The 22,119-nt window shown below is 44.3% G+C and carries 21 protein-coding genes and 1 tRNA gene; 17 read left to right on the top strand and 5 right to left on the bottom strand.

The features are described from left to right. Nucleotides 1–59: 59 nt before the first annotated feature. On the bottom strand, nt 60–1,538 hold the full coding sequence (gene guaB, locus HMPREF9331_RS05275; RefSeq protein WP_016419987.1) for an IMP dehydrogenase: 1,479 nt from the start codon (nt 1,536–1,538) through the stop codon (nt 60–62). Between the two features lie 284 nt (nt 1,539–1,822). On the opposite strand from guaB, the gene HMPREF9331_RS05270 reads away from it, so the two are divergent. From HMPREF9331_RS05270 to HMPREF9331_RS05240, 7 genes are all read left to right on the top strand, one after another. After that, the gene (locus tag HMPREF9331_RS05270) at nt 1,823–2,785 is read left to right on the top strand and encodes a bile acid:sodium symporter family protein (protein WP_172539821.1); all 963 of its coding nucleotides are present in this window, start codon (nt 1,823–1,825) and stop codon (nt 2,783–2,785) included. 123 nt (nt 2,786–2,908) lie between these two features. Further along, on the top strand, nt 2,909–3,337 hold the full coding sequence (locus HMPREF9331_RS05265; RefSeq protein WP_016419985.1) for an energy transducer TonB: 429 nt from the start codon (nt 2,909–2,911) through the stop codon (nt 3,335–3,337). 54 nt (nt 3,338–3,391) lie between these two features. After that, on the top strand, nt 3,392–3,826 hold the full coding sequence (locus HMPREF9331_RS05260) for an energy transducer TonB (protein WP_016419984.1): 435 nt from the start codon (nt 3,392–3,394) through the stop codon (nt 3,824–3,826). A 56-nt stretch (nt 3,827–3,882) separates the two neighbouring features. Continuing rightward, on the top strand, nt 3,883–4,776 hold the full coding sequence (gene cysD / locus HMPREF9331_RS05255; protein WP_016419983.1) for a sulfate adenylyltransferase subunit CysD: 894 nt from the start codon (nt 3,883–3,885) through the stop codon (nt 4,774–4,776). A 16-nt stretch (nt 4,777–4,792) separates the two neighbouring features. After that, complete coding sequence (locus HMPREF9331_RS05250; protein ID WP_016419982.1) at nt 4,793–5,494, top strand: zinc metallopeptidase; 702 nt, start codon at nt 4,793–4,795, stop codon at nt 5,492–5,494. Between the two features lie 156 nt (nt 5,495–5,650). After that, nucleotides 5,651–6,436, top strand: a complete 786-nt coding sequence (gene kdsA, locus HMPREF9331_RS05245; RefSeq protein WP_016419981.1) for a 3-deoxy-8-phosphooctulonate synthase — start codon at nt 5,651–5,653, stop codon at nt 6,434–6,436. A gap of 31 nt (nt 6,437–6,467) precedes the next feature. After that, nucleotides 6,468–7,394 carry a glutaminase gene (locus HMPREF9331_RS05240; protein WP_016419980.1) on the top strand — a complete coding sequence of 309 codons (927 nt, stop codon included), beginning with the start codon at nt 6,468–6,470 and terminating at the stop codon, nt 7,392–7,394. Nucleotides 7,395–7,454: 60 nt separating this feature from the next. On the opposite strand, the gene HMPREF9331_RS05235 is transcribed toward HMPREF9331_RS05240, so the two are convergent. Next, nucleotides 7,455–7,525 (bottom strand) — tRNA-Gln (locus HMPREF9331_RS05235). Nucleotides 7,526–7,652: 127 nt separating this feature from the next. On the opposite strand from HMPREF9331_RS05235, the gene HMPREF9331_RS05230 reads away from it, so the two are divergent. From HMPREF9331_RS05230 to HMPREF9331_RS05190, 10 genes are all read left to right on the top strand, one after another. After that, nucleotides 7,653–8,609, top strand: coding sequence for a phospholipase A (locus HMPREF9331_RS05230; RefSeq protein WP_016419979.1), 957 nt, complete (start codon nt 7,653–7,655; stop codon nt 8,607–8,609). Nucleotides 8,610–8,725: 116 nt separating this feature from the next. Next, nucleotides 8,726–11,473, top strand: coding sequence for a carboxypeptidase-like regulatory domain-containing protein (locus HMPREF9331_RS05225; protein ID WP_016419978.1), 2,748 nt, complete (start codon nt 8,726–8,728; stop codon nt 11,471–11,473). A gap of 18 nt (nt 11,474–11,491) precedes the next feature. Continuing rightward, nucleotides 11,492–12,322 carry a DUF5689 domain-containing protein gene (locus HMPREF9331_RS05220; RefSeq protein ID WP_016419977.1) on the top strand — a complete coding sequence of 277 codons (831 nt, stop codon included), beginning with the start codon at nt 11,492–11,494 and terminating at the stop codon, nt 12,320–12,322. A 123-nt stretch (nt 12,323–12,445) separates the two neighbouring features. Next, nucleotides 12,446–13,582 carry a hypothetical protein gene (locus HMPREF9331_RS05215; protein ID WP_016419976.1) on the top strand — a complete coding sequence of 379 codons (1,137 nt, stop codon included), beginning with the start codon at nt 12,446–12,448 and terminating at the stop codon, nt 13,580–13,582. Nucleotides 13,583–13,697: 115 nt separating this feature from the next. Continuing rightward, nucleotides 13,698–14,951 carry a porin gene (locus HMPREF9331_RS05210; protein ID WP_016419975.1) on the top strand — a complete coding sequence of 418 codons (1,254 nt, stop codon included), beginning with the start codon at nt 13,698–13,700 and terminating at the stop codon, nt 14,949–14,951. Further along, nucleotides 14,951–15,880, top strand: a complete 930-nt coding sequence (locus tag HMPREF9331_RS05205) for a D-2-hydroxyacid dehydrogenase (protein ID WP_016419974.1) — start codon at nt 14,951–14,953, stop codon at nt 15,878–15,880. The genes HMPREF9331_RS05210 and HMPREF9331_RS05205 overlap by 1 nt, the downstream gene beginning before the upstream one ends. A gap of 112 nt (nt 15,881–15,992) precedes the next feature. Further along, entirely contained in the window at nt 15,993–17,210 is a 1,218-nt protein-coding gene (locus HMPREF9331_RS05200; protein ID WP_016419973.1) for a beta-ketoacyl-[acyl-carrier-protein] synthase family protein, read from the top strand. 342 nt (nt 17,211–17,552) lie between these two features. Beyond that, a complete protein-coding gene (locus HMPREF9331_RS05195; RefSeq protein WP_234945862.1) occupies nt 17,553–18,002 on the top strand; it encodes a hypothetical protein in 450 nt (149 codons plus the stop codon). A gap of 483 nt (nt 18,003–18,485) precedes the next feature. After that, a complete protein-coding gene (locus HMPREF9331_RS12915) occupies nt 18,486–18,641 on the top strand; it encodes a hypothetical protein (RefSeq protein WP_155848675.1) in 156 nt (51 codons plus the stop codon). 144 nt (nt 18,642–18,785) lie between these two features. Continuing rightward, a complete protein-coding gene (locus tag HMPREF9331_RS05190; protein ID WP_009641901.1) occupies nt 18,786–19,673 on the top strand; it encodes a fructose bisphosphate aldolase in 888 nt (295 codons plus the stop codon). Between the two features lie 123 nt (nt 19,674–19,796). On the opposite strand, the gene HMPREF9331_RS05185 is transcribed toward HMPREF9331_RS05190, so the two are convergent. The 3 genes from HMPREF9331_RS05185 to HMPREF9331_RS05175 all read right to left on the bottom strand — a co-directional run bounded on the left by HMPREF9331_RS05185 (nt 19,797) and on the right by HMPREF9331_RS05175 (nt 21,990). After that, the gene (locus HMPREF9331_RS05185) at nt 19,797–20,690 is read right to left on the bottom strand and encodes a NifU family protein (protein ID WP_016419971.1); all 894 of its coding nucleotides are present in this window, start codon (nt 20,688–20,690) and stop codon (nt 19,797–19,799) included. Next, nucleotides 20,687–21,196 carry a mechanosensitive ion channel domain-containing protein gene (locus tag HMPREF9331_RS05180; protein ID WP_009641917.1) on the bottom strand — a complete coding sequence of 170 codons (510 nt, stop codon included), beginning with the start codon at nt 21,194–21,196 and terminating at the stop codon, nt 20,687–20,689. The genes HMPREF9331_RS05185 and HMPREF9331_RS05180 overlap by 4 nt, the downstream gene beginning before the upstream one ends. 263 nt (nt 21,197–21,459) lie before the next feature. After that, nucleotides 21,460–21,990, bottom strand: coding sequence for a DUF421 domain-containing protein (locus HMPREF9331_RS05175; protein ID WP_016419970.1), 531 nt, complete (start codon nt 21,988–21,990; stop codon nt 21,460–21,462). Between the last annotated feature and the right edge of the window lie 129 nt (nt 21,991–22,119).

The raw sequence follows: 22,119 nt of genomic DNA, 5'->3' as shown, positions 1-22,119 counted from the left end.
AAAGTGAAGAGTGAAAAGCAAACACTCTTCACTTTTCACTCTCTATTAGTCACTATTCTTTATCTTGAGTAGTTTGGTGCTTCTTTAGTAATGGTTACATTGTGTGGGTGACTTTCGGCAATACCACTGGCAGTGATACGCACAAAGCGCCCTATTTCTTTTAGTGTGGCTATATCCTTAGCCCCGCAATAGCCCATACCTGCACGTAAGCCACCTATAAACTGGTGCATGCTCTCTTGTAGTTCGCCCTTATAAGGCACTCGCCCTACGATTCCTTCAGGAACAAGCTTTTTGATATCGTCCTCCACATCTTGGAAATAGCGGTCTTTACTACCATGTTGCATAGCCTCCACGGAACCCATACCACGGTAGGACTTGAACTTCCTACCTTCAAAGATAATGGTCTCCCCTGGGGATTCTTTGATACCCGCCAAGAGCGAACCAAGCATCACACAGTCAGCCCCAGCGGCAATAGCCTTGACGATATCCCCTGTATAGCGAATACCCCCGTCGGCAATTACAGGTATCTGTAAGTTGTTTTCTTTTAGTGCCGCAGCCACTTGCATCACTGCCGAGAGCTGTGGATAGCCTACCCCAGCCACCACACGAGTGGTACAAATAGAACCAGGGCCTATCCCCACTTTCACAGCATCGGCTCCTGCCTCAGCTAAGTAAATGGCAGCCTCTGCGGTAGCTATATTACCCACTACCACATCCAACTGTGGAAAACGTTCTTTGACTTTCTTAAGCACAGCCACCACCCCACGGGTATGACCATGAGCGGTATCAATCACCACGGCATCCACCCCAGCATGTACAAGGGCTTCGGCGCGTTCTACTGCATCGAGGGTAACCCCAAGGGCAGCCGCTACACGTAGGCGACCGATACTATCTTTGTTGGAAACGGATTTGCTTTGTAGGTTGGCTATATCGCGGAAGGTAATCAGCCCCACCAGTTTGTAGTCCTTATTCACTACAGGAAGTTTCTCTATCTTATGGCTTTCCAATATCTTTTCTGCATCTTTCATGGAGATACCCTCAGGTGCAGTAATGAGGTTTTCCCCTGTCATCACCTGGGTAATAGGGCGGTTTTTATCACGCTCAAAACGCAGATCTCGGTTCGTAACAATCCCCTTGAGGATACCTGCGTCATCCACGATAGGGATACCCCCTATGCTATGTTCTTTCATGCAGAGTTTTGCATCACCTACTGTAGAGGTGAGTGAAAGTATCACAGGGTCTATGATCATACCACTTTCGGCACGCTTGACCTTTCTCACTTGTAGGGCTTGCTCCTCGATGGTCATATTCTTGTGGAGCACCCCTATGCCCCCCTCGCGAGCAATTGCTATGGCCATAGCCGATTCGGTCACTGTATCCATCGCCGCAGAGACAATGGGCACATTCAGCGGAATATTCCTACTAAAATAGGACTGTGTAGAAACCTCCCGTGGGAGTACCTCTGAGTAATGCGGCACCAAGAGCACATCATCATAAGTAAGCCCTTCGCTAATAATTTTGGGGTTGTTGGTAGTCATAAAAGATACATTTTGGAATAAGGACACAAAGTTACATTTTTAATAGCAAAGTCGCTTATTTTTAACAATACTTTTATTTAATGATTAATGCCAGCAATGATTAATGATTAATGCCAGCAATGATTAATGATTAATGCCAGCAATGATTAATGATTAATGCCAGCAATGATTAATGCCAACAATGATTAATGATTAATGCCAGCAATGATTAATGATAAAAATTTCGTACATTTGTACCCCAAATCAGTGAAGAGTCATTAAACATTAATCATTAATCATTAAACATTAGAATCTTGCTTCGTTTTATCAAAGAATGGACGCTGCCTGTCTCTATGGGGATAGGAGCTGTTGTATATCTCATCTTTTATTATGTGGAAGCCTTGGAAGGGCTTTCCCAGCAGTTGGCACCTATTTTTGATGCCATACTACCGCTGTTCATGTTCCTGATTCTCTATGTTACTTTCTGTAAGGTAGATTTCAAAAAAATCGCAGTGGTCAGATGGCATATTTGGACAAGTGCCTTCCAAATACTTTTTGTAGGTTTACTCATGGGAATGATCCTGCTGCTGAGACTCACGGGGGATGCACTAATCCTCTCGGAGAGTGTATTGGTCTGTGCCATCAGCCCTTGTGCGGCAGCCGCTGCGGTAGTAACGCTCAAGCTAGGCGGCAATCTCGAACAGATGACTACCTACACCTTCCTCTCCAACCTGGTGTGTGTACTACTGATTCCTATCTGCTTTCCACTGATAGAGCCAGCTTCGGGCATCACCTTTTGGAGTGCTTTCCTTTTGATACTCAACAAGGTCTTCCTCGTCTTGGTCGTCCCCATGCTGCTCGCCTTACTCACCAAGAGCCTGCCACCGCTAAGGAGGTACCACCAATGGCTTATACACATACCCGATCTGTCCTTTTACCTATGGGGCTGTTCGCTGATGATTGTTACAGGTACCACCCTGAAGAACATCATGAATGCCCAGACGAGCCTTGGCTTCTTGGCTGTTATCGGATTATCGGGCTTGGTATTATGTCTGTTACAATACGCGGTAGGTTGGAAGATAGGTCGCCATCTTGGCTGTACCATTGAGGCCGGCCAGTCCTTAGGACAGAAGAACACCGCCTTTGCCATATGGATTGCCGCCACCTACCTCCACCCCCTTTCCACCGTAGGGCCAGGTTGCTATATCCTCTGGCAGAATATCATCAACTCTTGGGAACTCTCCAAGAAAGGGAAATACGCAAGCTAAATAAGTGAAAAACGAATAGTGAAGAGTGAAGAACACTTTTCACTATTCACTATTTACTCTTCACTTCCTTAACTTGTGTATGTAGAAAATAAATTGTACTTTTGCCTTTCAATACAGAAATATATGACAGCTATTAGGTATTTATTTCTTATAGGAATGGTCTTTGGGGCTTTCTCCTTATATGCCCAAGAAGAAGAGGATATTCCTTTTGTTCTGATAGAAAAACACTCTTATTACTTACAAACAGACACCCTTACAGGAGAAACAAAGGAAATACCTATCAAGAATTTTTTAGACCAATGGGTAATGAAGAATTTTAGGTACCCTCAGCAAGCTGTAGAAAAAAAGATACAAGGCAGAGTAATAGTAGCTCTTAGGATAGATAAAGAAGGGCATCTTTCTATAAAAAAGATATACGGACGTAATCCCCTCTTGGAAGAAGAAGCCTGTAGGATATTTGACGGATTCCCTCAGCTCTCCCCAGCCTTACTAAGAGGCAAGCCTGTAAATGTTGTCTATAACTATCCTATCGTATTCAGACTTGACAACTGACCACTGACTTGTATATGTAGAAAATAAATTGTAATTTACTTCTTAAAAGGCTTTATGAAAACAAGTAGGATTCTATATTTTATAGCTATTTTTTTTAGTTCTTTTCCCTTGCTAGCACAGGAAGAAGAAGATATCCCTTTTGCCCTGACAGAAAAACACCCTTATTACTTACAAACAGACACCCTTACAGGAGAAACAAAGGAAATACCTCTCAAGAATTTTTTATACCAATGGGTAATAGAGAATTATAGGTACCCTCAGGAGGCTTTAGAAAAAAAGATAGAAGGCAGAGTAATAGTAACCCTCAGGATAGATAAAGAAGGGCATCTATCTATAAAAGAAGTTAAAGGACGTAATCCCAATCCCCTCTTAGAAGAAGAAGCCTGTAGGATATTTGACGGATTCCCTCAGCTCTCGCCAGGCTTAGTAAGAGGCAAGCCTGTAAATGTTGTCTATAACTATCCTATCATATTTAGAATCACCCAATAGAGTGAAAAGTAAAGAATAATCACTTGTCATTAATCATTAATCATTGATCATTAACAATGAATCATCTCAAGCAATTAGAAGCAGAAAGTATTTATATCATGCGCGAAGTAGCCGCGCAGTTCGAGCGTCCTGCCCTGCTGTTCAGCGGCGGCAAGGACTCTATTACCTTAGTGCACTTGGCTATCAAGGCCTTTGCCCCTATGAAGATTCCTTTTCCTTTGGTACATATCGATACAGGACACAACTTCCCTGAAGCGATTGCCTACCGTGATGCCTTAGCTAAGCGCATCGGGGCGGAGCTTATTGTTCGCCAAGTGGAAGATACCATCAAGGCGAAGGGACTGACCGAACCTAAGGGCAAGTTTGCCTCTCGCAACTGGCTACAAACCCACACCCTTTTGGACACCATTGAGGAGTTCCAGTTTGACGCTTGTATAGGGGGTGCCCGCCGTGATGAGGAAAAAGCACGTGCCAAAGAACGCTTCTTCTCCGTTCGTGACGAGTTTGGCCAATGGGATCCCAAGCTCCAACGACCCGAACTGTGGAACATCTACAACGGACGTATCCACAAGGGAGAAAATGTACGTGTATTCCCTATCTCCAACTGGACAGAGTTAGACGTATGGAGCTATATCCAACAGGAAAACATCGCACTGCCTTCTATCTATTTTGCCCACAATAGGGACGTGATTGAGCACGAAGGTCGCCTGATTGCTGTCTCCCCCTTTATCCAGATAGACGAAAACGACCAAATCCTCAACAAGCGTGTCCGCTACCGCACCGTAGGTGATATGACTTGTACGGCTGCCGTGGAGAGCAACGCTGCTACCCTTGAGGAAGTGGTAAGAGAAATATCCGCCTCCCGTATCTCCGAACGTGGCGAAACCCGCATTGACGACCGCGTTACCGAAGCCGCCATGGAGGATAGGAAAAAAGGAGGCTATTTCTAATGATTAACAATTAAATATGATTTTATACTACGTAATTTTAGGCGCCATATTTTTGGCCAGTTGGTTGGTGAGTAACCGCCTACAAAGTAAGTTTGCACACTACTCTCAAGTGCAACTACGCAATGGAATGAGCGGTAAGGAAATCGCCGAGAAGATGCTCCATGACAATGGCATCTACGATGTGAGGGTAACCCATGTTCCTGGTCAGCTTACTGACCACTATAATCCCATAGACAAAACAGTAAACCTAAGCGAGGCAGTATATAACCAGCGTAATGCAGCTGCGGCTGCCGTTGCCGCTCATGAGTGTGGCCATGCGGTACAACATGCCCAGGCCTACGCTTGGCTGAACCTTCGTTCTAAGCTCGTTCCAGCGGTCAACATCTCCTCCAACCTCTCCAATATACTCATTATTGTAGGGTTTGTCTTAGGAGCAGCAGCCAAGATGGGCTTTGGCTATTGGATAGCCGTAGTAGGGGTAGCCCTTTTCGCTATTACCACGCTCTTTACCCTCATCACCCTCCCAGTGGAGTATGATGCAAGCAATCGCGCTTTGGCTTGGCTTAAGAGCAAGAACATGGTTACCCGTGAGGAATACGCCGGTGCAGAGGACTCCCTCAAGTGGGCTGCCCGTACCTATGTAGTAGCTGCCCTCGGCTCCCTCGCCCAACTCCTTTACTGGGTCTATAGACTCATGGGAAGCAGCAGAGACGAATAAAGAGTGGTTAGTGGTTAGTAAATAGTGATTAGTGGTTAGTGGTTAGTGATTAGAGACTAACAACTAAAAACTAATAACTGAAAACTAACAACTAATAACTAACAACTAATAACTAATAACTAACAACTAACAACTAACAACTAATAACTAACAACTATGAAGGATAACTTTCTCCTCATGGCTGGCCCTTGTGCCATAGAAGGTGAGGAAATGGCTATGCGTATAGCCGATAAAATTGTAAAAATCACTCAGAAACTAGAGATTCCCTATATTTTCAAGGGTAGTTTCAAAAAGGCCAATCGCAGCCGTATAGACTCTTTTACGGGTATAGGCGACGAGAAAGCGCTGAAGATACTCCAAAAGGTCTCCCAAACCTTTGGCGTGCCTACTGTAACCGATATTCATGAGGTAAGCGACGCGGCTATGGCGGCCGAGTATGTAGATGTCCTACAAATTCCTGCATTCTTAGTCAGACAAACCGACCTTGTAGTGGCAGCAGCCAAAACAGGCAAAACAGTCAATCTCAAAAAGGGACAGTTTATGAGTCCTGAGAGTATGAAGCATGCCGTACAGAAGGTCTTGGACAGCGGCAATGATAAGGTGTATATCACCGATAGGGGAACCATGTTCGGCTATCAGGATATGATCGTGGATTTCCGCGGTATCCCGACTATGAAACAATATGCCCCCGTCATTCTGGACGTTACCCACTCTCTGCAACAGCCCAACCAAAGTTCAGGAGTAACGGGTGGTCGCCCTGAAATGATTGAGACCATCGCCCGTGCTGGGGTGGTCAATGGAGTAGATGGCATCTTCATAGAGACCCATTTTGACCCTGCCAACGCCAAAAGTGATGGGGCTAATATGCTTCACCTTGACCTCCTCGAAGGCCTCTTGACCCGACTAGTGGCTATCCGACAGACAATCAACACTTTTAAGTAAAAACACACTATACCAACTAATTACTATCATCATGAACGAGCAAACGGCTTATGCCAAAACCATCACAGGTATCTATAACAAAGTGTATCAGGGGAAAAACATAGGGAAAATACCTACCTATATTCCCGAATTGCTCAATGTCAGCCCTGATAAGTTTGGCATTGCCATCCATACCCTCAGCGGGAAAACCTTTGGTATTGGGGATTATCAAGAAAAATTTTCTATACAGAGTATAGCCAAAGTGCTGTCACTCTCTATGGCGTACGATATTTTTGGAGATAGTATTTGGGAACGGGTATCGGTGGAGCCTTCAGGAACTTCGTTTAACTCGCTTTTGCAGCTGGAGGCCAACAATGGAATCCCCCGTAACCCACTGATCAACGCAGGAGCGATTGTCATTTGTGATATACTGCTCTCCCATTTCAAGAATGCCGAAGAAGAGTTTATCAAGTTCGTTCGCCAATTGGCCAATGATCCTACCATCAACTATTCTGAGGAGATTGCCGCCTCCGAGAAGGAAGTGGGTTACCGCAATTTTGCGTTGTGTTATTATATAAAATCGTTAGGGAATATAGAGAATGAGCCAGAGCGAGTGTTGGATTTCTACTTTAAGCTCTGTTCGATAGAGCTTACTTGTGAGTCCTTGGCCTATATATTTACTTTCTTGGCCAATGATGGTATCACCCTACATGGCCAGCAGCGTATCCTCCCCCATGTCTATACCAAGCGTATCAATGCCATCATGCAGACTTGTGGGTTCTATGACGAATCGGGCGAATTTGCCTTCCGTGTAGGTCTCCCTGGCAAGAGTGGTGTCGGTGGGGGTATCGTCGCTATCATGCCTGGGCACTACGCCATAGCTGTATGGAGTCCACGCCTGAACGAAAAAGGCAACTCCTACCGCGGAGTGAAGTTCTTAGAAGGTTTTACTATGCAAACACAGATATCTGTATTTTAAGAGAAAAATGAAAAGTGAAAAAGTGAATAGTTTTTCACTATTCACTTTTCACTTAATTTGTTGGTCTACAAGGACTCGAACCTTGAATTACAGAGCCAGAATCTGTCGTGTTACCATTACACCATAGACCATCGCTATTTGCGGGGGCAAAGATACAACTTTTTTTGAAACTGACAAAATATTTTCTGTAGTCAGTAGTCAGCAGGCGGTAGTCTGTGCTCAGAGTGGCAACTCAAAATTAAAAACTCAACACTATTAATGAAACTTTCTTTACCTATTATCTTTTCCTTTTTCCCTTTTATGGGACTATGCCAAGAAACGGCAACAGATACAATCCAAAAGACAACTATTATAGATACAATCCTACCGCTACCCTACTCCATCAGCACTGCCGCTACAGATGCTAATATAGAACGCGCTTTGTCCAAAAGCTGGGAGCTGGATCGTCAGGATCAGCGAGGTACATTCCATATCATGGAGTACCAACCCATGTATATCATGCCTGTACGCTTTACTGATTGTCCTACCAAACAGCCACAAAGCCTCAACCCTCAGCGCCCTATACCTGAGTCTCGTAAATACCAAAATGTAGAACTCAAATTCCAAGTGAGCCTCAAAACCAAGATCCTACAAGATGCTTTTGCCAAAGGCGATGTATGGGTAGCCTTTACCCAACAGGCCTACTGGCAGATGTACAACGGAGGCCTTTCACGCCCTTTTAGGGAACTAAACTACGAACCCGAACTGATTTTTACCTATCCGATCAACTTTTCCGCAGGTAATCTCAAGCTCAAAATGCTTGGTCTTTCTATCAATCACCAGTCCAATGGCAAGGAAGCGTCTCATTCGCGAAGTTGGAACCGCTTTATCCTAATAGCCTTGGGCAAGTGGGAGAGGGTAACTTTCAATTTCCAACTCTGGAGAAGATTTACTGAAACCACTGTAGAAGACGATAATCCCCAAATAGAGGACTACATTGGCCGTTGCCGACTTACCTCCATTATTCCTATTGGCAAAACAGCCCTTTCTATCTCTATGCGTAACAACCTCAATCTCAAGCATAATCGCGCACATATAGAGGCTTCTTGGGTCGTACCTCTTAACCGAGATCTACGCCTTTTCCTACAAGCGTCTCACGGCTATGGAGACTCTTTAATTGACTATAACTATAAGCAAACCGTTGTAGGAGTTGGCTTTACTCTTATTGATTTGTAGGTGAAAAGAATATTTAATTTTTAACACTTTAAAATAGTTTATTAAGAAAAAAAAGAGTAATTTTGTACAAGCAAATTTATATACTTTTAATGTTCTCATTTTTAATAAAAAACGTAATGAAATCATTGATTTTTTCTTTCTTTATGCTCACTTGTAGCCTTGCCTTCTCGCAGCATGTTCCTCTAAAAGGAAACGTTAGTGACGGAAAAACAGCTTTGCCAGAGGCTCGTATCGTGGTAGAAGGACAAGAACAGCATACCGTGAGTGATTTCAGGGGGGAGTTTGAACTGCTCCTTCCCAAGGGACTCTATACCTTGGAGGTGACAGCTAAGGGCTATCTAACAAAGAAGATGCCTGTGGAGCTGCTCTCGGCTATGGAGCTACCCACTATTGTATTGGAAAAGGAAAACCATACGCAAGCAGCCCAACAGATAGATAACACCATAAGTATCTCCGACGAGCAGTTGGACGATGAGGAAGGTAATCCTGAGATGATATCTGGCTTTCTACAATCCTCTCAAGACTTGTATTTTCGCCGTGCGGCCTATGACTTTAGTTCGGTGTTCTACCGCCCTCGTGGCTATCAGAGCAATGCCGCTACGGTCTTAGTCAATGGGGTTACCATGAACAAGGTAGAGACCGGCCGCCCTCAATGGAGTAACTGGGGCGGACTTAACGATGCCATGCGTGGCCAAGTGATTATCACAGGAGTAGGCGCCTCAGAGAGTGATTTCGGAGGGGTATTCGGTAATACTTCCTATACGATTGCACCTTCGGAGTTGCGCAATGGCCTACGTATCACAGGAACTGCTACCAACCGCAACTACTTTGGGCGTGGTATGGTTACCTACAATACAGGAACCCTCCCCAGTGGCTGGGGCTATATGGTTTCAGGCTCTTATCGTGGAGGCAATGGCAAAACATTCCTTGTCCCCAACACCGAAGGTATGGTCTATCAGGCCTATGGGGCTGCGGCAGCGGTAGAATATAAGGCCAGTCCTTACTTCAAGACCAACCTGATGGGAATCTTCTCCTATAACAACCGCGGCAAGTCTGCTCCTCTAACTCAAGAGGCCATCGCTTTGGGCGGTAGGAACTACAACCCCAATTGGGGCTATCAGGCAGGAGCGTTGCGCAATGCCAAGATGAAGCGCATCGCCGAACCACTCTTTGTCCTCTCCAATACCTACCAAAAGGGAAATACCAAACTCACCGCTCACTTGGGTTATCAGTTGGGGCAAGTAGGAGATACCCGTTTGCAATATGTGAAATCCCAAAACCCTGAGCCTACCTATTATACCAATATGCCTACTTATTTTTATAATATGTATGATGCCCAAATAGGCGAGGGCGACCCCTTGGCATGGAACAAAACTGCTCAGCAGATTGATTATTTCTATTCTCATAAACAATTGGAATGGGACAAACTCTATTTGGCCAATAGTCTTGCAGGCGGCGAAAGCATGTTTGCCCTCAGCGAAGATGTTATTGACACTCAAACTCTTACAGCCAACATATTGGGAAGCACTAGGCTCACCCCCAATATCACCCTTAACGGTGGTATTTCCTATCAGCATATTGGTACCGAGAACTATGCTCAAATCAACGACCTATTGGGGGGACAATATTTCCTCAATAAGAGTTATTTCTCAGGAGATAACTATGATACGGCAGAAAACCTACGCCTTGGGGTAGGCGACAAATACCAATACTACTACAAGACCCACACTCAGCGTGCTCATGTCTTTGGACAGTTGCGCTTCAAGTATGGCCGTGCCGACTTCTATGTAGCAGGCCGTGTTGCCCATACGGATTATGAGCGCGAAGGTATGTTTGCCGACAACTCTGTCTATACCGATTCCAAAGGAATGAGTGGACAACGCTATTTCAATACGATAAGTACTAAGGCAGGCCTTACGTACAGCATCACAGGTAGGCATATCCTCCAGTTCAACACGGGGTATTTTGAAGAAGCCCAACCGCTCAACAACGTTTTTGTAAATATTCGTAACTCTAACTCCATACTTCCGGCTCGTATACAACCTGAGAGCCAACTTACATGGGATGGTAGTTACATCATTCGCATTCCATCGTTCAAGGCACGACTTACAGGCTATGCCACACAGATAAAGCACAGCAGCGAAAAGAGCTATTTCTTTACCCAATCCCGCTTAGGTGATGAGTCAGCTGGTTTTCTTACCCAGACCATGCTGGATGCTGAAAAGCTCCATTTTGGTATGGAATTAGGTGCAGAATACGACCTTACCGCCTCTTGGAAAGCCTCTGCGGTGGTATCACTCAACCAATACACCTATACTAACAATCCGCTCTTGTTCCAGTCCTCCGACAAGCGCTTGGTGAGTGAGCCTATTGTGAGCTACCTCAAGGACTACCATGCAGGCCAAGCCCCTGAGCATGTGTATTCCTTAGGCATAGAGTACCAAAGCCCTCACTACTGGTGGGTAGCCCTTACGGCCAATTATTTTGATAAGAATTACATAGGTATCGCCCCTAGCTTGCGTACGGAGAACATCTACCTTGATCCCAATACAGGTAGCCGTTATACCAATATTGATGAGGATACCGTACGTAATCTTTTGCACCAAGAACGCCTACCAGGATTGTTTTTACTCAATGCTACCGCCGGCAAATCTTGGCGTATCAAGGGGAATTTCCTCAACGTCTTTGCCAGTGTCAATAACCTACTGAATACCCAATATAAGAGCAACGGCTTCGAGCAAGCACGCAAGGGTGATTACCAGGCTATGATCAAAGACCGCAAGAGTGGCTATCCTACCTTTGGCAATAAGTATTTCACAGGATATGGCACCTCTTTTTACCTAAATGTAACCTTAAGTTTGTAATGCTAAAACGTAAATGACATGAAAAAGATATTACTTGCTATCCTACCTATCGCACTAAGTGTTTCCTGTAGCAAGGTTTCAGGTTTTGATACTCCCGATACGGCAGCCCTTGCCGCTGAGCAAGTTGCCAAGGCCAAGGCTTTCAGTGGACGTACCATAAGCTATGAAGCCCTTAGAGCAAAGGCGACTACCTCCTTTGCTACCTATGAGGAAAACGATGCCTTCGAAGGCTATGTAATCTCCAGCGATGAAGGGGGGAATTTCTATAAGAAAATATATGTGCAAGCCGCTGATAAGTCGGGCACTATTGCCGTTTCCATTGATAAAAAAGGCCTTTACGGAGAGTACCCTGTAGGAGCGAAAGTACAAGTACGGCTCAAAGGCACCACTGTATGGTATGCCAGCCGTTACTCCCTTTTGGAGGTAGGCTATGGCTATGGCAAGACCGCAGGGGGTAACCTCAAGATAGGTCACCTGACCCCTGCTATGTATCCCGAAGTATTGCTCCTCACAGGAGAGAAGGCTTCCATAAGCCAATTGGCTACTACTTTTGCCAATTTGCGATTTGAAGCACGTACGCAAGCCAATAAGCTCCTAGTACTCGATGGGGTATATTTCAAAACCGAAGATGTAGGAAAGACCTTCCACACCTCCGATAATCAGTATAATACCACTTACACACTCACCGATAAGGCAGGAGGTACACTCCCCTTCCTTACCAGTAGCTACGCCGCTTATATCAAAGACCATGTACCAGCTGGTCGCTTGCGTATCACAGGGGTACTGACCATATACAACAACAACCCACAGTTCTATATCAATGATATAAAGGGAATAGAAAAAGAGTGAATAGTGAATAGTGAACAGTGAAGAATGAAAAATGAAAAGTGAATAGCAAAGCCAGTGAATGCTTGGAGCTGGGTATGTATGATTCACACTAACAATAAACAACAATTTAAATACTATAACGACATGAAAAAGTTACTTTTATTAGCCCTTTCTTTTGGGCTATTAGCATCCTGTAGTAAGGATGATAAGAATGGCATTCCTCCTGTGGATCCTAACAAACCACAGCCAGAAAATCCAAAGGACAAGCCAGCAACTGCCCTAGAGGCAAAAGACCTAAAAGTAGCCGACTATGAGAGCTACCGAGACAAAAAGGAGAAAGTAAAACTCCATGGAGAAATCGCCGAAGTAACCAATGGTAAATCTTACTTTAAGCTCAGTGATGGAACTTTGGTACAAATCTTTACTCCTACATTCAAAGATTTGAAAGAAGAGACTTCTCAAAAACTTAAAACCGTGGGACAAGAGCTTACTGTAGTAGGTACTTTCACTGATTACACCCTCAAAGATGGAACCGTTGTTAAGGAAATCCTTTACAAAAGCGAAGCTGACCTTACCTTTGGTAAAACTCCTGAGGTAAAACCTGAACCAAAACCAGAGCAACCTGTAGTGACTTTGGAAGCCTCCACAGCTACTGTAAATGACTATCAAGCAGGAAAAGTTGTAAAACTTCATGGTAATATTGTCATTGAAGGAAACAAGTCCTATTTCAAATTCTCTGACAATACACTCATCCAAATCTTTGCTCCTAAGGAAACCTATAATGCTCTTACTAATGAGGCAAAAGACAAACTCAAAATCACAGGTCAAGAACTCACTGTAGTAGGTACTTTCACTAATTACAATGATGTAAAAGAGATTGTTTATAAAAAAGAGGCAGACCTTACTTTTGGTAAAACTCCCGAAGCAAAACCTGAACCCAAACCAGAGCAACCTGTAGTCACTTTGGAAGCCTCCACAGCTACTGTGAATGACTTCCAAGAAGAAAAAGTAGTGAAAGTCCATGGTACGATTACTATACAAGTAGAAAATAAACATAAGAGATCTTATTTCAAATTCTCCGACGGTACCCTTATCCAATTCTATGTAAGGGATTACGAAAAAACCCTCTCTCAAGATATCAGAACCAAACTTGAGACAGAAGGACAAGAAGTTACCGTAAAAGGTACATTCAAAACCTATACAAAAACCGACAAGAAAACAGGTACAAAAACTGATATTAGACAAATCGTGTACGAAAGTGCTGCTGATCTTACTTTCTAATCAGTAAACCTCAGTGGTCAGAAGTCAGAAATCAGAGCTGACTACTGATAACAGACTACTGGCCACTGACTACTGATAACTAGCGGCTGAATCTATAACCCTAAATAAAACACATATGAAAAGATTATTTCTACTTTTAGCGCTTGCTCCCTCACTGATGTGGAGTCAAGAGAACCTCAGAAAAAACCTTAGCGAGGACGGAAAGACTTATATTAAGGCCAATGTATCGGCTACCCTTTGGGCAAGATACATAGATGCCAATCCGGGCACCATGGTCAATGGATCTGGGGTAAGCCGTATTACCGATGTCTCTATCCGCCGCTTGCGTATAGGCGTGCAAGGTCAACTCACCCCAAGGGTCTATGTATATGGACTTTTCGGAGGTAACAACTACAACTTTACCAGCAAAGCCAAAGACAAAATCGGCATCCTTGACCTCTATGCTGATTACCAATTTGCCCCTGAGTTCACCGTTGGTTTGGGTAAGTTTGGATGGAATGGTAGCCGTAACGCTATGAAGGCCAGCGGTAGCATGATGGGCTTGGACGGACCCGCCTTCCCTCTCTTTACCGTGAACATGAACGACGATGCGGTACGTAGCTTTGGGGGATTCGCTAAAGGACAAATCCAAAACCTAAGTTATGTATTTACCATCAAAAGTCCCTATGCGGTTACCACTGCTGAGAAAGAAGGGGTAGTCGGCTATGCCAAAAATGCCCCTCACAAACAGTATTCTGGACACCTCAAATACGACTTTTGGGAGAAAGAAAGTAACAAAACTCCTTATACAGCAGGTACTTATGTAGGTGCTAAAAAGGTATTGAACCTCTCCTTGGGGGGTGTATATCAAAAGGATATGATGAGTGAGCTACAAGGTGGTGTACCTAAGTACTATGATTACAAGAATTTCTCTGCTGAAGTGTTCTTAGATACTCCTCTTTCCGAGCGTAATGATGCTATTACGGTCAATGCAGGTTACTATTTCACCGATTTTGGTCGTGATTATGTAAGAAATGTAGGTAATAACAACGTAGCCGATGCAGGTGCTACTGGTTATTTCAACGGAGGAGGTAATGCCTATCCTATGATGGGAACAGGAAGTTCTTTCTGCCTATTAGGGGGATATCTCTTAGGTAAGAGTGAAAATTGCAATGCGCGCATACAGCCTAACTTTGGTATTCAATACTCCAAGTTTGACGGGCTTAAAGACCCTATGATCGCTTATGACCTTGGTGTGAATGTTTTCTTCAAAGGGCACAGCAACAAGCTCAGTTTCTGCTACCAAAACCGCCCTGTGTATAACCTACAGAAAGAAGTAGATAGCCGCAAGGGTGTCTTTATCTTACAATATCACATCGTATTGAACTAATGAAAGCAGTTATATTAGATAGAAATACACTATCTTCCCAAATGGAGCTAACTGTTCCAGAAGGGGTTACCCAATGGGTAGTATATGAAAGTACCCGTCCCGACCAAGTGGTAAGCCACTTGGAAGGGGCGGATATTGCCATCACCAACAAGGTGAAAATAGGCAAAGAACATATGGAGCAGCTCCCACAGCTAAAGCTTATCCAACTTACTGCCACCGGCACCGACAATATAGACAAGGTTGCTGCTGGGGAGCGTGGCATAGAAGTCAAGAACGTAGTGGGCTACTCCACCGAGAGTGTAGCCGAGCACTTCTTTATGCTTCTTTTGGCCGCTATGCGAGGGCTAAAACCTTACCATACCGCCGTAGCCGACGGCTCTTGGCAGGCCGATGGACGTTTTTGCCTTACTGAACCCTCTATTCTGGACTTACACACTCGTACCTTGGGAATCATAGGGGTAGGAAATATAGGTAAAGCCATTACCGAGCGTGCTAAAGCCTTTGGTATGCGTGTACTTTGGGCGGAGCGTGAGGGCAAAGCGCCACGCAGCGCGGAATATACTGACTTTGACACCGTCTTGGCTCAGAGTGATGTCATCTCGCTCAACACCCCCTTGACAGAGGAGACTCGTCACCTTATCTCGGCTCGTACTATTGCCAAAATGAAGCGCAAGCCACTAGTAATCAACGTTGCCCGTGGTGCAGTGGTAGATCCTCAAGCCGTGTATGAGGCGCTAGAAGCAGGGCAACTACTGGGCTTTGCCACCGATGTATTCGAGAGCGAACCCCCTGTGGCTGGTGATCCCCTACTGAAACTAGCCGCTCACCCCAGAGTGCTGCTCACCCCCCATGTGGCATGGGCTAGCGAATATGCCCTTGACAAACTTTGGAAAAAGGTAAAAAGCCAGATTGAAGAATTTATTAAGTGAATAGTGAAAAGTGAATAGTGAATAACTCTCCTTTCACTATTCACTTTTCATTCTTCACTTTTCATTCTTCACTCTTCACTTTTCACTTTTCATTCTTCACTTTTCACTTATTATGAGTCATCGTGTTGTGGTTACTGGTATGGGGATTTATTCCTGTATAGGTACATCTGTAGAGGCGGTAAGAGACGCCTTATATGAAGGGAAATCGGGGATCATCTTTGATCCTGAGCGCAAGGCATACGGTTATCGTTCTGCCTTGACTGGCTATGTGCCTGCCCCCCAGCTCAAGGGCGTATTGGGGCGGCGGGAGCGAATCTCCATGGGAGAAGAGAGCGAATATGCTTATATGGCTACCGTGGAAGCTCTCTCCCAGGCTCGTATAGACCCTGACTTTCTCAAAGCCCAAGAAGTGGGTATCCTCTACGGGAATGACAGTGTAGCCGAATCGGTGATCCTTACCAATGACAAGATACGCGAGAAGGGCGATACCACCCTTGTAGGCTCTGGGGCGGTCTTCCGTACAATGAACTCTACCGTAACGATGAACCTCTCCACCCTTTTTGGTCTTAGAGGGGTTAATATGAGCATCAGTGCAGCCTGTGCCAGCGGCTCCCATGCGGTAGGCTTGGGCTATCTGCTCTTGCAAAGTGGCATGCAGGAAATCGTCCTATGCGGAGGAGCACAGGAGACTAACAAATACAGTATGGGCAGCTTTGATGGCTTAGGGGTTTTCTCCACCCGCGAGGACACTCCCCAGAAGGCCTCCCGCCCCTTTGATGCAGGGCGCGATGGGCTGGTACCCAGTGGAGGCGCTGCCACCCTTGTTTTAGAGACCTATGAGAGTGCGCAGCGACGTGGCGTGCCTATCTTGGCCGAGATTGTGGGCTACGGCTTCTCCTCCAATGGAGGGCATATCTCCACCCCCAATGTAGAAGGACCTGCCACTGCTATGGCACGAGCCTTGGCCAATGCACATCTGCAAGCCAAGGACATAGACTACATCAATGCCCATGCCACCTCCACCCCTGTAGGCGATGCCAACGAGGCAAAGGCTATCTACCAACTATTTGGCAGCCAGACTCCCGTAAGCTCTACCAAGTCCATGACAGGGCACGAGTGCTGGATGGCAGGCGCCAGTGAACTGGTGTATTCTATCCTGATGATGCAAAACGACTTTATCGCCCCGAACATCAATATAGAAGCACTTGATGAAGACTCCCAAAAGCTCCATATCATCACCCAAACTACCCAACAGCCTATACGCGCTTTTCTATCTAATTCCTTTGGCTTTGGCGGAACGAATTCGGCCATAATAGTGGTTAATGGTTAATGCCATTAATGATTAATGCCTCTTTTTCAAGGGCTAATTGCCATTAGCCCTTGCTGGCGCGAGCTTGCAGCTCGTGCCTACTATTAAGTAGAGCCTTTGGCTCTTTTATGGGAGCTACAAGCTCCATAGTTATAGGCACGAGCTGCAAGCTCGCGCCAGCAGAGGGAGCTGCAAGCTCGCGCCAGCAGAAGGATTCGCATTAATAGTAGGCACGAGCTGCAAGAAACGCACCAGCGGAGGAGTTGTACAACCTTGAAAAAACATATAATGGATATTTCAAATAGAAAAATAATTATAGCCATATGTATATTGATTCCATTTACATTTTTATCGTGTATAAGAATGCGTCATAAAGGCTTATGTAAGGGATTTATCAATGAAAAATCGTTTGTATTAGGCGCATCTACAATTAAGGATATTCAAAAAAGATTCAATGCTTACAAAGATTTAGAAATTTTCCCCAATAATGATAGTCTTTATATCACTAAGATTGAGGAAAAAGAAGGTTTTATAAAGATATTATCTCAAAAAAGATTTCTATTTAAGGATAGTTTGCTTCAAAAAGTCGAATTGGTAGTAAGTACAAGTTGTTGTTGGAATAATGATTTCAAAGAAGACGATTTTGCACAGCATAAAGATGAAATTTTTAGCGCCTATGACAAGTATATTTATACCATAAAGTCAGAAAATTCAGCATCAGAAAGCTTTCATTTTCAAAGTATTGATACGACTCTATTTCATAAAACCACGCTATTTAAGTGGGAAGAATCTGACCTACAAAGAAGTCAGTAACTATATTATATAGTCAATCATATTTAAAATGCGAATAAAATACGAATAAATAAGACAAGGGATTCATTCCTAATTTGCTCTTTTTCAAGAGGCTGTCCGAAAAGCCTTGTTTTTAGAGGGCGAATTGCCATTCGCCCCTACAGCAACACCTAAAAACAACTGATTATCAATGAAATAAAATTTAAATTGAGTATTATTTACACTTCAAAAAGCAGTGTTTTGGACTTTGGGGATAGCCCCCTACACCTGCTCATGCTAATTTTTCGTAAACCATTTCTGTTTGACTATAATAGTAGAGCCTTTGGCTCTTTATGGGAGCTACAAGCTCCATATATTATAGGCACGAGCTGCAAGAAACGCGCCAGCATAGGGGACTATAATAGTAGAGCCTTTGGCTCTTTATGGGAGCTACAAGCTCCATTGTTATAGGCACGAGCTGGAAGAAACGCGCCAGCATAGGGCCTTAGCTTTGTTGGTGCTACTATGGATATGACCCTATACCTCTCCTACAAAGCAGCTCCTACCTATTACTACTTTAAGGACAAAAATCGGAAGTACTGCTACAAATATACAGATAAGAAGCTCTCGCTTGTCAGCGGAGAGAAGGACGTATGCAATAGAGTGAAAAGTGAAAAGTAAAGCCAGCGAATACTTGGAGCTGGGTATGTGGGTGAAAAGTAAAAAATTCTTTGGTTTTTAGCGAAAAAAATCGTATTTTTGTGTCATCATAAACCTAATGCTTGTTGGTCGGTGCCAATAAGTTCTTTTAAATATTTACTTATCATGAAAGAAAAAATAGAAAAAATGAGAAACGGCAAAGGCTTCATCGCTGCCCTTGACCAAAGTGGAGGAAGTACTCCTAAAGCCTTGAAACTCTACGGTATAGAGGAAAGCGCCTACAAGAACGATGCCGAGATGTTCGACCTTATCCACCAGATGCGTACCCGCATTATCAAGAGTCCTGCCTTCAATGACCAGAAAATCCTTGGGGCTATCCTCTTTGAACAAACTATGGATAACAAGATTGACGGCAAATACACCGCTGAATATCTTTGGGAAGAAAAACATATCCTTCCTTTCCTAAAAGTAGATAAAGGGCTTGAAAACTTAGACGAAGATGGTGTACAGCTAATGAAGCCTATCAGCAACCTTGCTGACCTACTCAAAAGAGCCAACGAACACCATGTATTCGGTACCAAGATGCGTTCGGTAGTAAAGAAAGCCTCCAAAGCAGGTATCGCCCGCATCGTAGACCAACAGTTCGAAGTAGCCGCTCAAATCATCGCTGCTGGATTGGTGCCTATCATTGAGCCTGAAGTAGATATCAATATTCCTGACAAAGCCGAAGCAGAGGCTATTCTTCGTGAGGAAATCCTCAAACACCTAGACAAACTTCCTGCCACTTCCGATGTGATGCTTAAGCTCACCCTCCCTACTGTAGCTAACTTCTACGAACCTCTTACTAAGCATCCTAGGGTAGTGCGTGTTGTAGCCCTTTCTGGCGGTTATTCTCGCGAAAAAGCCAATGAGATCCTCGCTAAGAACCATGGTGTGATCGCCAGCTTCTCCCGCGCACTCTCCGAAGGCCTTTCTGCACAACAATCCGATGCTGAGTTCAACAAAACCCTTGCTGATTCTATAGAGGGTATCTATGAGGCATCCATTAAATAGTGACCAATGACTAATGACTAGTGACTAATGATTAGTGATTAGTTACTAGTGATTAGTGAGTAACGACAGTGACTAGTGATTAATACCATTATGGATTAGTCACTAGTCACTTGTCATTAGTCACTAATTAACTGCTTCTACGGTGATTTGTTCGTTCTTCATCATCTCGCGTAGAATGGTTTCTATGCCTTGCTTGAGGGTACGCTTGGAGGAGGGACAGCCATTGCAGGCACCTTGGAGGAGTACCTTAACTACTTGGTTTTGCTTGTCATAGCTGACAAACTGTATATTACCGCCATCGCTGGAGACCGCTGGCTTTACGTATTGGTCTAAAATAGCGACAATCTTTCTTGAATACACATCGCCCAAGGACGGTAAGCCCTTAGGCCTGTCCTGCTCTGTTACGGAGACTTTCACCACTGGTTTTCCTTCCATAAGATACAAGCGCAAAAACTCCCTTAGTTCCATCATAATATCTTCCCATAACACTCTAGGTTGGCGAATGATAGAAATGTAATTACTATCAAAAAATACTTCCTTGATATAAGGCAGCTTAAAGAGTTCGGTAGCCAAAGGCGACTCTGTCGCTTCTTCGGGGGACTTATATTCGTACACACGGCTGACGAGCTTCTTGTTGGCTACAAACTTCATAGCCATAGGGTTTGGGGTACTCTCTACATAGATTGTAATAGGAATACGCTTGGCTGGTGCAGACTCCTGTGTAGGGGTTGCCTCTTGAGCTATAATAGGGCGACCTGCCGAAAGATAGTTCTCCACCTCTTGGGTAACCTCCTGAGCCACGTCCTCCCACTTGATGATCGGCAAGGCCTCCAAGGCAATAAAATTGGCCGAGAAATAAACCGTCTTGACAAAGGGCAGTTGTAGGAGCTCCTGAGCCAGAGGTGAGTCTGTGACAGGTGTGTCGCGCTCATATTGATAATTGCCCTTGACTAAGACCTCTGGGGCTTCGAGCTTGATAATGGCGGGGTTGGCTGTGTATTGTATCTGTAGTTTCATTTTATAATCTCAATGGCTTTCTGCAATAAAAGGTTGTTAGGTATGGAGATTTGCGCTCCTGAATCGGTTTTGAGCAGCGTATAGAAAGAGCTGATGTCCTTGATCTCGGCCTCTATAGGGAAATCCTTGTCCATAACACGGATTCTGTCACCTATTTTGAAAGGAAAAGAGAAGAAGAGGATGATTCCTGCCGTTACATTGCTCAGTATAGACCATTGGGCAAAGAAGCCCACCCCTACTACGGTGAGTATAGAGGAGATAAAGAGGAATATCTGATCGGGCTTTACTCCCCAAATGGAGATGAGCACCAAAAGGAGCAGGGCCGCGAGTAGGACATCAATATACTTTTTGACTAGCTGGGTACGTGCTTTGGGGAATTCTGACTTGGCTCCCATTTTCGTCACTAAGGAATCGGCAAAGCGCTTAACCACGAAATAGACAATAAGCGTTACCCCTGTGGCGACAATAAAGGGATATTTTTCAAGGGCAAAATCTATGATAACCATAATTCTAATGACTAATGACTAGTGACTAGTGACTAATGACTAGTGACTAATGACTAGTGACTAATGACTAGTGACTAATGATTAGTGACGAGTAACTAATGACTAATGAGGGGCAAAGATACAACATTTTGGAGGAAAAGTCAAGGGGATAATGAGCCGATGAGCATTTTGCCCTTTACCTCGTTATCTCTTTTTGTACTTTACCTAATTGGCTTTTTTTGTACTTTACGTAATCAGCGCAGCGCTTTTTGTTCTTTAACCAATCAGCTTACAACCCATATTTCTCCGTTGTGGTATTCTGCTAAGAAGATTTCGGAGGCGCTGTTATAGCCTTGCTTTTGGAGTTCTTCCAGTAACCATTCTTCGGTTTTGTCGACATCTTCTAACACGCCCTTGTGGATAATACCATCGGTAATGATAGGGTATTTGGGATTCTCTTCGCCTGCTTGTACGATAATGAGTTCGCCATTCTGTTCTAGTACGGCTCGCTTGACATCTTGGATATAATAGACCCCTTGCTTGCGGAGCTTAAAGGCAAGGTCATGCGCGGTGATTTTGGCCTTTTTGCAGGCGGCTATGTCTATCTTGCCTCGATTGATGACAATCACAGCTGTTCCATCTATAAAATGTCTGAAAATAAGGCTCTTAGTCTTGAGCCTGCGCAAGCCAATGATAAGAAAAGCCCAGATAGCCAAGACGATAGCAAACTGGAATAGGGTAATGGCAGGGCTGTAGATTACCCCGCCGATGATCCGCCCTAGAAGGATAAATTGCCAATTAGCAAATGAGCCCATTGTCAATAAATAAAGGATAAAAAATTAACGATTAATAATTAATAATTAACGATTAAATTTGTATTTTTGCCACAAGGCTTGTGTTTTTCTGCAAAAAACATCTTTATATCTAACTTATTAAAAACCAAA

This window comes from Capnocytophaga granulosa ATCC 51502, from assembly GCF_000411115.1.
GTDB classification, from domain to species: Bacteria; Bacteroidota; Bacteroidia; order Flavobacteriales; family Flavobacteriaceae; genus Capnocytophaga; species Capnocytophaga granulosa.
The sequence above is the reverse complement of the archived record's forward strand: the minus strand, read 5'-3'. Positions and strand labels throughout refer to the sequence as shown.